This window comes from Spirillospora sp. CA-142024 (assembly GCF_050942325.1).
Taxonomy (GTDB): Bacteria; Actinomycetota; Actinomycetes; order Streptosporangiales; family Streptosporangiaceae; genus Spirillospora.
On record NZ_CP192077.1, the window covers coordinates 6832188 to 6844610 of the forward strand.

General features: G+C 72.8%; 11 protein-coding genes. 1 reads left to right on the top strand and 10 read right to left on the bottom strand.

Features of this window, described 5'->3' with window-relative positions; genetic code table 11:
* Positions 1-2 precede the first annotated feature (2 nt).
* The 9 genes from rodA to ACQPZP_RS32365 all read right to left on the bottom strand — a co-directional run bounded on the left by rodA (position 3) and on the right by ACQPZP_RS32365 (position 10192).
* The gene (gene rodA / locus ACQPZP_RS32325) at positions 3-1187 is read right to left on the bottom strand and encodes a rod shape-determining protein RodA (RefSeq protein ID WP_433473487.1); all 1185 of its coding nucleotides are present in this window, start codon (positions 1185-1187) and stop codon (positions 3-5) included.
* The gene (mrdA, locus tag ACQPZP_RS32330; protein ID WP_433473488.1) at positions 1184-3256 is read right to left on the bottom strand and encodes a penicillin-binding protein 2; all 2073 of its coding nucleotides are present in this window, start codon (positions 3254-3256) and stop codon (positions 1184-1186) included. Before mrdA ends, rodA begins: the two co-directional genes overlap by 4 nt.
* A complete protein-coding gene (mreD, locus tag ACQPZP_RS32335; RefSeq protein WP_433473489.1) occupies positions 3253-3849 on the bottom strand; it encodes a rod shape-determining protein MreD in 597 nt (198 codons plus the stop codon). Before mreD ends, mrdA begins: the two co-directional genes overlap by 4 nt.
* A gap of 1 nt (position 3850) precedes the next feature.
* Complete coding sequence (gene mreC / locus ACQPZP_RS32340; RefSeq protein ID WP_433473490.1) at positions 3851-4864, bottom strand: rod shape-determining protein MreC; 1014 nt, start codon at positions 4862-4864, stop codon at positions 3851-3853.
* Positions 4865-5004: 140 nt separating this feature from the next.
* Positions 5005-6039, bottom strand: coding sequence for a rod shape-determining protein (locus ACQPZP_RS32345; protein WP_067794123.1), 1035 nt, complete (start codon positions 6037-6039; stop codon positions 5005-5007).
* A 230-nt stretch (positions 6040-6269) separates the two neighbouring features.
* A complete protein-coding gene (gene ndk, locus ACQPZP_RS32350; RefSeq protein ID WP_433463151.1) occupies positions 6270-6680 on the bottom strand; it encodes a nucleoside-diphosphate kinase in 411 nt (136 codons plus the stop codon).
* A 49-nt stretch (positions 6681-6729) separates the two neighbouring features.
* The gene (locus ACQPZP_RS32355; RefSeq protein WP_433473491.1) at positions 6730-8346 is read right to left on the bottom strand and encodes a hypothetical protein; all 1617 of its coding nucleotides are present in this window, start codon (positions 8344-8346) and stop codon (positions 6730-6732) included.
* A gap of 125 nt (positions 8347-8471) precedes the next feature.
* On the bottom strand, positions 8472-8816 hold the full coding sequence (locus tag ACQPZP_RS32360) for a DUF4233 domain-containing protein (RefSeq protein WP_433473492.1): 345 nt from the start codon (positions 8814-8816) through the stop codon (positions 8472-8474).
* A 5-nt stretch (positions 8817-8821) separates the two neighbouring features.
* Complete coding sequence (locus ACQPZP_RS32365) at positions 8822-10192, bottom strand: bifunctional folylpolyglutamate synthase/dihydrofolate synthase (protein ID WP_433479711.1); 1371 nt, start codon at positions 10190-10192, stop codon at positions 8822-8824.
* Between the two features lie 107 nt (positions 10193-10299).
* On the opposite strand from ACQPZP_RS32365, the gene ACQPZP_RS32370 reads away from it, so the two are divergent.
* Complete coding sequence (locus ACQPZP_RS32370; protein WP_433473493.1) at positions 10300-11502, top strand: hypothetical protein; 1203 nt, start codon at positions 10300-10302, stop codon at positions 11500-11502.
* Here ACQPZP_RS32370 and ACQPZP_RS32375 read toward each other — a convergent pair.
* Positions 11474-12421, bottom strand: coding sequence for a hypothetical protein (locus ACQPZP_RS32375; protein ID WP_433473494.1), 948 nt, complete (start codon positions 12419-12421; stop codon positions 11474-11476). The two genes, ACQPZP_RS32370 and ACQPZP_RS32375, sit on opposite strands and share 29 nt — an antisense overlap.
* Between the last annotated feature and the right edge of the window lie 2 nt (positions 12422-12423).

Sequence of the window (12423 nt, forward strand, 5' to 3'; positions counted from 1 at the left end):
GCTCAGTCGAACGGCCGCCTGCGCACGTGGACCGCCTGCAGCAGGCCGAAGGCGATCATGTTCGCGAAGGTGGCGGAGCCGCCGTAGGACACGAACGGCAGCGGCAGCCCGGTGATCGGCATGATCCCGATCGTCATCCCGACGTTCTCGAACGTCTGGAACCCGAGCCAGCACACGACCCCGGTCGCGACGAGCGTCCCGAACAGGTCGGCGGCCTGCGACGCGATCCGCAGCCCGCGCCACATCACCACGCCGAGCAGCACGACGATCACCGCGGCGCCGACGAAGCCGAGCTCCTCCCCCGCCACCGTGAAGATGAAGTCGGTCTGCTGCTCGGGGACGAAGTGGCCGCCGGTCTGCTCGCCGTGGAACAGGCCCTTGCCGAAGGCGCCGCCCGACCCGATCGCGATCCGCGCCTGCTGGGCGTTGTAGCCGGCGCCGCGCGGGTCGGCCTCCGGGTTCAGGAACGCGGTGAACCGGGCGATCTGGTAGTCCTCCAGCAACCCGAAGAACCAGACCGCGGCGGCGGCCGCGGCGCCGCCGCCGACCAGGCCGGCCAGCCAGCGCTTCTGCGCCCCGGAGATCGCCAGCATGCCGAGCACCACCGCGATGAACACCAGCGTGGTGCCGAGGTCGGGCTGCAGCATGATCAGCACACCCGGCACCCCGGCGAGCACGAGCGCGAGCAGCACGTCGCGGCGGCCCGGCCCGATCTCCCCGTCCCGCGGCTCGCCGAGGATCATCGCGAGCAGCACCACGAGGCCGACCTTCGCGAACTCCGACGGCTGCACCTGGAATCCGCCGCCGATCACGATCCAGGAGTGCGAGCCGTTGATCGTCGAGCCGAGTGGGGTCAGCACGGCCAGCAGCCCCGCGCACGCCAGCCCGTACAGGATGGGGACGTAGGCGCGCAGCAGCCGGTAGTCCAGGACGGTGACGAAGCCGCCGAGCACGAACCCGATGATCAGGTTCAGGATGTGCCGCTTGAGGAAGCCCTCCGGGTCCTTGCCCTGCTCGGTCAGCAGCTGGAACGTCGCCGAGCGCACCAGCAGCACGCCCGCGGCCGACAGCGCCAGCACGGCCACGAACAGCGGCCAGTCCAGCCGCCGCAGCACGGCCAGCCGGCTGCCCCACGTCCGCCGCGCCGCATACCCGTCGACGCTCCCCACACCGGATCCGGTGATCACGGGGCGGCTCCCTCGCCGGGCATCTTCGGCAGCTCGGACGGGAGCCTCCCGTCCTTGAGGATGGGCTTCTTGTCCTTCGTCCCGTACATGGCCTCCCAGATCTCCCGGACCGCCGGTGCGGACGTCTGCGCGCCCTGACCGCCCTGGGAGACCATCGCGACCACCGCGAAGCGGGGCTTCTTGACCGGGCCGAACGAGGCGAACCAGGAGGTGTCCTGCTTGCCGTAGACCTCCGCGGTACCGGTCTTGCCGCCGACGTCGACGCGTTTGAAGTCGAATCCGGAGAACGCGCCGGACGCGGTTCCGCTCTTCGGCACGTCCGCGAGGGCGGTGCGGATGTACGTCAGCACCTTCGTGTCGACCGGCAGTTTCTTCGGCGGCGGGGCCTCGATCCGGCGGACGACCGTGCCGTCCGCCCGCACGATCGCCACGCCCAGCCGCGGCGTCAGCAGCCTGCCGCCGTTCGCCATGGCCGCGTAGGCGCGGGCGAGCTGCAGCGGCGTCACCAGGACGTCGCCCTGCCCGACCGAGAAGTTCGCCGCGTCACCGGGCCGCCACACGAAGCCCTCGGTGCAGTTCTCCGTCGCGACCGCCTTCAGGTACGCGGCGCGGGCCGGGTCGGTCTTCGCGACCTCCGGGTAGCCCTCTTTGGCGCCTTTGCAGTTTCCGGCCCTGGTGTCCAGCCAGAAGCTCTTCTTCCAGGTGCGGTCCGGGATGCGGCCGTCGCTCTCGCTGGGAAGGTCGACGCCGGTCTTCGCCCCGAACCCGTAGTTGCGGGCCATCTTCACCATCGGGTCGGACGGGTTCTTCTTCGGCTTCATCCCGCCGTCGCGCTGCCACTCCTGGAAGGCGAACCGGTAGAAGATCGTGTCGCAGGACTTGACGAGGGCCGTGTGCAGGTTCATCGGCCCGAGCGCCTCGCCCTCGAAGTTGCGGAAGGCGCGGTTGCCGACGTTGTAGGAGCCCGGGCAGTCGTAGGTGCCGTGCAGGCTGTTGCCGTCCTTCACCGCGGCCGACACCGAGGAGATCTTGAACGTGGAGCCGGGCGCGAACTGTCCCTGCGTCACGCGGGAGATCAGCGGCTCGCCCTGCTTCTTGCCGAGCAGCGCGTCGTACTCGTCCTGGGAGATGCCGCCGGTCCAGATGCCCGGGTCGTAGGTCGGGTAGCTCGCCATCGCGACGACCCTGCCGGTCTGCACGTCCATCACGACGGCGCCGCCGGCGTCGGCCGGGCGGCCCGCCTTGCGCGCCCCGTCGACGGCGTGCTTGAGCGCGGTCTCCGCCGCGCCCTGCACACCCGCGTCGATGCTGGTGACGAGGTTGCTGCCGGAGATCGGCTGCTGGTCCTCGGCGGTTCCGGTCACGCGTCCCTGGCTGTCGACCAGCACCTTGCGGAACCCCGGCTCGCCGCGCAGCGCCGCGTCGTACTGGGCCTCCAGGCCGTCCCGTCCGACCAGGTCGACGCCGCTGTAGCCGGTGACCTTGAGCCCGGTGCGCTTGTCGAGCTCCTCCTGAGTGACGGGCTGGAGGTAGCCGAGGACCTGGGCGGGCCGCGCGCCGTCCGGCTGCGGGTAGTCCCGGACGGCCTGGACCTGCGCGGTGACTCCGGGGAAGTCCTCCTGGCGCTCCATGATCTGCAGCGCGCGCTTGGCGTCGACGTGGTCCTCGACCGGGATCGGCTGGTACGGCGAGCCGGGCCAGCAGGGCCGCTTGATGCCGGGGCCGCACAGCCGGATCCGCTTGGAGATCTCGTCGTTGCTCGTCCCGAGAACGGCCGCGAGCCGCCGCAGGACGGTCTTGCCGCCGTCCTTCTGCCGGGACAGCGTCGTGCGGTCGACGGACACGACGAGCGCGCTGCGGTTCCGGACGAGGGGCACGCCCCGGTCGTCCAGGATCATGCCGCGGGTCGCGGGGACGACGATGTCGCGGGTGCGGTTCTGGGCGGCGATCCCCCTGTAGTGCGCGCCCTCCAGGACCTGCAGCGTCCACATGCGCCCGACCAGGACGAGCAGCAGCGCGGCGACCAGCACGTACAGGACGACGAGACGGAAGTGGGTCCTCGGGTTCACAGGTTCCCGCCCCGCCCCGACATCGCGCGGTAGCGGGCGGCGGGCACCGCGAAGCGGTCCCGGGTTCGTTCGCCGCGTTCGTACCGGCGGGTGGCGCGCAGCACCGCCCACACGACGAACGGGCTGGCGATGACGTCGTACAGGACCTGCAGCGGCACCATGCTGGACACGGTCGCCCATTCGGCGCGCGGGTCGCCGAGGATCATCCCGGTCCCGGCGTACAGGACGGTGCCGGCGAGCGCCCCGGCGGCGACGGCGAAGAACGGCACCGCGGACTGGCGGTCCATCTCGGCGGACGCGGCGCCGCACAGGTAGCCGATGAGGCAGTAGACGAGCGCGTACCGGCCGAGGGTGTGGTCGGCGGGCGGGATGATGTCGGCGGCGAGGCCGGCGAGGAACCCGGTCACCATGCCGGTCATCGACCCGGAGACGAGCGCCAGCGCCACGACGGCGAGCAGCACCAGGTCGGGCTGGACGCCGCCGGGCAGCGGCAGCCGGTTCGCCACCGACACCTGCAGGATCAGCGTCACGGCGATCACCACCGCGGTCACCACGGTGCGGCCGGCGGGCGACGCCTCGGGTGGGTTCAGCACGTCAGTCCCCCGCGCTCGGTTCGGTGGTCGGGCTCTTCGAGCCGTGCGGCCTGGCCTTCGGGCTGCCGCTCGGCGACGGGCTGGTGGTGGGGCCCGTGGTGGGGCTCGTGGTGGGGCTCGGCGACGGGGGCGGTGGCGGCTTCGGCGGCAGGACCGCGTCCCGCGGGTCGGTCTTCGGCGGGGCGACCACGACGGCGACGACGTCCAGGCTGGTGAACCGCACGAACGGCCGGACGTAGGCGGTGCGGGTCAGCGCCCCGGTGGCCCGCTCGATCCGCTCGACCACGCCGATCGGGACGCCCGGGACGTACGGCCGCTGGCCCTGCGATCCGAGCGTGACGATCCGCTGGCCGACGTGGATCGGCGCGGCGGCGTCCAGGAGCTGGAAGCGCAGCGGCGTCTCGCCGCCCCCGCCGAGGCCGCGGCGGCCGCGGCCCTGGGTGATGCCGATCTCCTTGGAGTCCTCCAGGCGGGAGCCGATGGAGGAGGTCTGGTCCGTGGCGAGCAGGACCGTGGACGTCGCGGGGCCGACGCGGGTGATGCGGCCGACGAGACCGTCGGCGCTCATCACGGTCATGTCGGGCTTGATGCCGCTGCGGCTGCCGACGTCGATGGTGACGGTGTCCTCGAAGCCCTGCCCCGCGGAGATCACCTGTGCGGCGTGGATCTTGTAGCCGCCCATCCCGGCGGTGCCGAGGAGCCGCTTCAGCTGCGCGGACCGGTCCTGGTCGAGCCGGGCTGAGCGCAGTTGCTCGCGCAGCCGCTGGTTCTGCCGCTCCAGCTGATCCGCGCGGCGCCGCTCACCGGGCGCGTCGGTGACCGCGTCGAAGGTGTCGCTCACCGGCCGGACGACGGACGCCGACGCCCGCTCCACCGGGCCGAACACCGTCGCGCCGAGGCCGCGCAGGCCGCCCAGCGGGGAGTCCGCCCCGCCGCGGTAGTCGATGGTGATCATCGCGAGCGCCACGACGAGCAGCGCACCGAGGACCGCGCGGGTGCGCCGGGTGTCCTTCACGCACCGACCTCCCGTTCCCTGGTCCGCCTGGAGCGCAATGCCTCACGAAGGGGACGACCTCCACGTCCCCGGCGGACTACGTTCGAATCCATGCCTCCCGAGGAGGGACGAACGACGTCCCCCGGCGGACTGCGTCCGGCTCAGTGCCGCGGCTCCGGCACGAGGACCTGCCGCAGAGACTCGAAGTCCTCGACGCACTTGCCGGTGCCGAGCACCACCGAGTCGAGCGGGTTGTCCACCAGATGGATGGGCATCCCGGTCTCCTCACGGAGCCGTTCGTCGAGGTTCTTCAGCAGCGCCCCTCCGCCGGTCAGCGCGATCCCGCGGTCCATGATGTCGCCGGACAGCTCGGGCGGGCACTTGTCGAGAGTGGTCTTCACCGCGTCCACCACGGCGTTGACCGGCTCCTCGATGGCCCGCCGCACCTCCTCGGCGGAGATCACGACGGTCTTCGGCAGCCCGCTCACGAGGTCGCGGCCCCGGATCTCGGCATGCGGCTCCTCGTCGCCGCCGGGATAGGCCGACCCGATCGCCATCTTGATCTCCTCGGCGGTACGTTCCCCGAGCATCAGGGAGTACTCCTTCTTGGAGAACGAGATCACGGCCTGGTCGAGCTCGTCGCCGCCGACGCGGACCGACTGGCTGGTGACGATCCCGCCGAGCGAAATGATGGCGACCTCGGTGGTGCCGCCGCCGATGTCGACGACCATGTTGCCGGTCGGCTCGTAGACGGGGAGCCCGGCGCCGATCGCGGCGGCCATCGGCTCCTCGATGATGTAGACGCGGCGGGCGCCGGCCTGGTAGCCGGCCTCCTTCACCGCACGCTGCTCCACGCCGGTGATCCCGCTCGGCACCGCCACCACGATCCGCGGCTTGGCGAAGTGCCGGCGCTTGTGCACCTTCTGGATGAAGTAGCGCAGCATCCGTTCGGTGACGTCGAAGTCGGCGATGACGCCGTCCTTGAGCGGCCGGACGGCGACGATGTTGCCCGGTGTGCGGCCGATCATCCGCTTCGCCTCGATGCCCACCGCGACGATCTTCCCGGTGTTGGTATTGATCGCCACCACGGAGGGCTCGTTCAGGACGATGCCACGCCCGCGCACGTACACCAGGGTGTTGGCGGTACCAAGATCGACCGCCATGTCACGGCCGAGAAACGACAGCTTGTTACCCATGAAGAAAGGGAGCCCTTCACGATTGACGGGCGTTCATAGCGGCCCGTCCATCGTAACGTGGACCCCCGCCCGTGGGCAGTCACCCCGGCGCCGCGCGTCGCGAAAAAACCGCGTCCTGACCAGCTCGGTTTTCCATAAACGAGAACCCCGGCAGGTTTAACCTCTGCCGGGGTTACAGGCCGGGCGGTCCAGGGGGCGCCCCCTGGGTGAACACGGCGCCTGGGGCGAACTCAGCCGAGTTCGGGGAAGAAGAGCTTGATCTCGCGCTCGGCGGAGAAGGTGGAGTCGGAGCCGTGCACGATGTTCTCGCCGATCTCCAGGGCGTGGTCGCCGCGGATGGTGCCGGGGGTGGCGCTGACCGGGTCGGTGGCGCCGGCGAGGGAACGGAACGCCTCGATGGCGCGCGGGCCCTCCACGACCATCGCGACGAGCGGGCCGCCGGTGATGAACTCGACCAGCTCGCCGAAGAACGGCTTGGCGGCGTGCTCCTCGTAATGCGCCTCGGCGGTCTCGCGGGCGAGGGTGCGCAGTTCCAGCGCGACGAGCTTCAGGCCCTTGCGCTCGATCCGCGAGACGACCTCGCCGACGACACCGCGGCGGACGCCGTCGGGCTTGACCAGAACAAGAGTGCGCTCGGACACGTGTGGTTCTCCTCGAAAACTGTTTTCGGATTCGGCAAGCGCGCGAATACTACCCGGCTCGCGGGCCTGGGGCGGCATCGCCTGGAAGCGGCGCGGCGGCGGAACGCGCCGTTCTCGCGCGCGCGGCGCACAGGCGGGCGGCGGCTCCGGCGAGCAGCGCGGCGGACGCCCCCGCGACGATCAGCCAGATGCGGTACCCCTCCAGCAGGGCGTACATCTGCTGCGCGCCGGTCGCGGGACGCAGCCGCTGCAGCCGTGCGGCCTGCAGCGACAGGACGAGGAGCTGACCGGCGAGCACCGCGGGGAAGCACAGCGACAGGCCGAACAGCGCGGCGCCGACGCCCGCGTCCCGCAGCGAGGCGGCGAGGGCCAGCCCGGCTCCGGCGCCGAGCGGGACGAGCGCGGCGAGCGGCGCCCAGCGGCCGTGGGCGTCGGTGGCGAGTCCGGCCGGCACGGCGGCCAGCATGAGGAGGTGCCCGGCGGGAACCGCGCCGCGCGCTCCGGCACGGGTCGCGGCGAGGGCCCCGGCGAGCGCGGCGGCGGCCGCCACGGCGAACGGGAGCAGCGGGACGCCCGCGGCGCCGGTCATGCCGGCGTCGGCGGCGGTGAGCCCGGCCAGCGGGCCGGCGACCGGGTAGCAGAGCAGCCCGGTGGCGATCATGACGACCGCGCAGCCGAACGGGCTGCCCGCGGTCACGTCCCGGGCACCGGTGAGGGCGAGGCCGACCAGGGCGGGCAGCGCGAGCCCGGCGACGAGCAGCCGGGCGCCGGGCGACCAGCCGTGGGCGGCGATCACGGCGAGGAACGCGAAGCCCGCCGCCGGGACGAGCGGGAGGAGCAACTGCCCGCGCTCGGCGTGCCGGGACGCGGGCAGCCGCCAGGGGCCGCGCCCGCGCAGGAGCGGGTGGGCGAGCACCGCTCCGGCGGCCGCCACCGCGAGCAGAGGGCAGGGCGCGAGCGCTATGCGCCAGTCGCGGACGGCGGCGCCGCCGGGGGGCATGGGGACGGCCTTCAGCGCCAGCGGCATCGCGAGGATGAGCGAGCCCGCGAGCGCGCCCGCCCAGGCGGCGGACAGGCCACGGTCCCGTCGCTCCCACACCAGGACCAGGGTGGCGGGCAGCACGATGCCCGCGCCCACGCCCTGGACGGCGCGGATCGTCCCGACGAGAGGCACCGACTGCGCGAACCGGACGGCGCTGACACCGGCCATCAGGATCGACAGACCGGTGAGGAGGACGGCCCAGGCGCGGAACCTGCGCGCGGCGACCGCGGCGAGCGGCACGGTGGCCAGCAGCGCGGGAAGGGAGAGGCCGGTGGCGCGCAGCAGCCCGGGGATCTCGGCGTCGCCGAGTCCGAGCGCGCTCGCGGCGGCGGGGACGACGTTGACCGACGCGTCGGGCACCACCAGGACGGCGGCGGGCAGTGCGGTGAACGTCAGCAGCAGCGCGCCGAGCGCCGCGAGCCGGTGCCGCGCGGGCCCTTCATCGGCGGGCTCCAACGGCTCCGCCGGGTACCCCAGCGGCCCGGCCAGGTTCTCCAGCGGCTCGGCCGGGTAGTCCAGGGGTTCCTCCGGGTACTCCAGCGGCTCCGCCGGGTTCTCCAGGGGCTCGGCCGGGCGTCCGGCGGCGAGGGCTCCGGGCGGGTTTTCGGGTGCGTGGGAGGACACGGCCTGCTCCTTCGGACGTCGTCGTCCGCCGCACGCACATTTCCCGAAAGAGAAAGATGTCCAAATTAAGGCATTAATTCGAATTCGCGATAATCGGCGGACGAAATGGTGCCGTCCCCGCGAACCTAGCGCGGCTGAGCGCGGCCCACCTTGTGTCCCAGCCAAATGGCGGTTCCCCAAAGCGCCCCGAACACGACACCGAGGAAGAACATGGCCGGCACGATGAACCCGGTCGCGACGATCAGCACCTGCAGGACGGTGCCCGCCGTGATCGCCCATGGGAACCGCAGCAGCCCGGCCAGCACCAGGCAGAGGACCGCGAGGCCGCCGCACACGCCGCCGGCGGTCGCGCCGTCCACGTCCAGCACCGACACGGCCACCGGGATCGCGAGCGCGACCACGATGGCCTCGCAGGCCAGCACCGTGGCGAACAGCCTCCGCGCGGGGTTCGCAGCGGTTCGCGTGCCCATGCTCGTCACCGGCCTTCCTCAACGCGCAGGAGGGTGCGGGCCTCGCCCGCCGTGACCACCGAACCGGTGATCAGGACGCCGGCGCCCCGGTACTCGCCGGTCTCCTCGGCGAGGCCGATGGCCCGGTCGATGGCGTCGTCCAGCCGCGGCACGACATGGACGCGCTCGGGTCCGAAGATGCTCTCGGCGAGCTCGGCGAGCTCCTCGGGCGGCATCGAGCGCGGCGAGGAGTTCCGCGTCACCACCAGCTCCGCCAGCACGGGTTCGAGCTGGTCGAGGACCCCGGCGACGTCCTTGTCCGCGGCGATGGCGAGCACCCCGGCGAGCCGGGTGAAGCCGAACGACTCGGTGACCGTGGCGACGGTGGCGGCCATCCCGGCGGGGTTGTGCGCCGAGTCCAGCAGGACGGTCGGGCCCGTCCGCGCGACCTCCAGCCGTCCCGGCGAGGCGGACTTGGCGAGGCCGCTGCGGACGAGCGCGGGATCGAGCTGCCCCTCGCCGCCGCCGATGTAGGTCTCGCCGGGCGCGATCCGGGTCGCGGCCTCCAGATTGGGCTCGCCCCTGGTCGGGGCCCCGCTGGCGAACGCCTCCACGGCGGCGAGCGCCGTCGCCGCGTTGCTCGCCTGGTGCTCGCCGAACAGCGGCAGGAAGATCTCGTCGTAGACGCCGTGCAGGCCCTGCAGGCGAAGCTGCTGGCCGCCGACGGCGACGTCCCGGCTGAGCACGCCGTACTCGATGCCCTCGCGCGCCACCGCCGCCCCGGTCTCGGCGACCCGCCGCAGCAGCACCTCGGCCGCCTCGACCGGCTGCTGGGCCAGCACCGCGACCGAGCCCGGCTTGATGATCCCCGCCTTCTCCCCGGCGATCAGCTCCAGCGTGTCGCCCAGGTAGCGGGTGTGGTCCAGGCCGATCGGGGTGATCACCGCGACGGCGCCGTCCGCGACGTTCGTGGCGTCCCACACGCCGCCCATGCCGGTCTCGACCACCGCCACGTCGACCGGTGCGTCCGCGAACGCCGCGAACGCCATGGCCGTGAGGACCTCGAAGAACGACAGCGGCACCGGGTGCTTGCCGTCGATCAGCTGGAGGTAGGGCAGGACGTCGTTGAACGTCTCGACGAACCGCTCCTCGCCGATCGGCTCCCCGTCGATCGCGATGCGCTCCCGCAGCGTGGTCATCTCGGGGCTGGTGTAGAGCCCGGTGCGCAGGCCGCGTTCGCGCAGCAGCGACTCGACGAGCCGGGCGGTGCTGGACTTGCCGTTCGTGCCGGCGATGTGGATCACCGGGTACGCGCGGTGCGGTTCGCCCAGGACGTCGACCAGATCGGCGATCCGGTCGAGGGTCGGGTCGATCTCCCACTCGACGCCGCGTCCCATGATCGCGCCGACGGCGGCCCTGTAGTCGGACGGCTCGGTTACCTGACTCACGGTCACAGAGCCTACTCGGCGGTGCCCGTGTCCCCGTCCGGGCCCACACTGGAGACATGGACGTGTTCTTCCGCGAGTGGGAGCGGCGCGCACCGGGCGAGACCCGCGACGTCGGACGCGCCCGTGCCCTCGCGAGCGCGCTCGGCCTCCTTGCGCCGGACGTCCCCGTCCTGACCGTCGTGGGTTCGAAGGGAAAGGGCACGACGGCGATCTACGCGTCGGCCTTCCTCGGGGCGGCCGGCCTTCGTGTGTGCACCGTCACAAGTCCGGGTCTGCGCAGCCACCGCGATCGGATCAGGGTCGGCGGCCGCGCCGTTTCCGGCGAGGAGTTCGCCCTTCTCGCCGGTGTGCTCGACGAGGCCATGGCCGCGCTTCCGCCGCCCTCGAACGGTTACCTGTCCCCATCGGGGCTCTTCACCATCGCGGGCGTCCTGCACGCGGGGCGGGTGAACGCGGAGGCGATCGTCCTGGAGGCCGGGATGGGCGGGCGGTCGGACGAGGCCGCCCTCTTCCCGCCGGACGTCGCCGCGATCACGCCCGTCTTCCGCGAGCACGCCGGGGTCCTCGGCGACACGGCGGCGGAGATCGCCGAGGAGAAGCTCGGCGTGGCCGGTCCGGCCGCGCACGTCCTGTCTGCGCCGCAGTCGGCCGAGGTCACCGCGGTGCTCGGCGACGTGGAGTTCGTCGGGTCCGGTGGGAGCGGGCTCCCCCCGGATCTGCTGCCCGCCGGGCTGGGCCGCGCCGGCGCAGAACTCGGCGTGGCCGCCGCCCGCCGTCTCCCAGGCGTGACCGAACCCGCGCCCGGGGCGGTGCGGGACGTGCTGTCCTCGATCGCGCTGCCCGGGCGCCTGTCCTTGCACGACGTCCCCGGGTCGGCGACGAGGCTGCTCATCGACTCGGCGATCGACCGGACCGGCGTCGCGGCCGCCCTCACCGCCGCGCGGGAGACCTGGGGGACGATCGACCATGTCGTCGTCTGCCTGCCCGACCACAAGGACCTGGAGGGGGCCGTCACCGAACTGGAGGCGCTGCCCGTGACGTTCGTCCGGCTGCCCCTGCCGCACCTTCGCTTCACCCACGCGCTGCCGCCCGGCTGGGACGTCGTCGACTCCGCCGCCATCACGCCCGAATCGCTCGCGACGCTCGGGCATCGCGTCGTCGTCCTCGGCACCGTCTACTTCACCGGGCTCGTCCTCGACGTGGTGGGCGCCGACACCGAACGCCTCTACGTCACTTCGGCCTCTCGACACCGTTCCTGATCCGGCGCATCACGTCGGCCATCAGCTCGAACTGCGGGTTCACCGTGGCCCGGTTGGACGCGACGATGCCGAACGAGTCCTTGGTCGCCCACGCGCAGTACGTGTGGGTCTCCGCGAGGACGGCGAACGTGCCGCAGACGGCCTTGCCGCCCTTGCCGCCCGGGTCCGCGTCCTGCCCCGCGATGAACGTGGTGGGCTGCGCCTTCTGCAGGAAGTCGGCGGGCTTGCCGATCGCGCCCGTCCCGCCCATGAACAGGACGTTGACCTTGCCCACCGGCTCCTCGGTGTACACGGCGAGGCCGTGCTTGGCGACCGGAACGCCGCCCGCCTCGATCGAGCCCGCGATGAACGGGTACGCCGCGCTCGCCTGCGGTGCGGTCAGGCCGTCCTTGCGCAGGCCGCCGGCCTCCTGGCCCGCGTCGATCACCTTCTTGGACGCGGAGTCGGCCGTCGTGCGGCCGTCCTCCAGCGCACCGCCGCCGGTCCCGAACGCCAGCACGCCCGCCATCAGCACCACCGCCGCGACCACGGCGACGCCCGCGACCAGCAGCAGCCTCGGCGCGCGCTTGCCGGGCGTGGGCGGACCGCCGGGGACCGTCGGCAGCGGGCCCGCGCCGCCCGGCAGGGCGCCGTGCGGGCCGGTGCCGCCCACGATCGGATGCGCCCCCGACCCGTTGACCGGGCCGGGCATGACCTGCGGGCCCGAGCCGTCCCGCGGCGCGGGAAGGACCTGCGGGCCGGTGCCGTTCACGAGCACGTGCGGGCCCGTCCCGCCGCCGGAGTCGACCGACCACCATGGCCGCGCACCGCCGAAGGGCTCCGGACCGGCGGCCTCCGATACGGCATCGTCCTCGATGACCTGCCCCGCGTCCCCGTCATCCCCGGACGCGGGACCGGACCGGCTTGGTGATTCGGCCATTG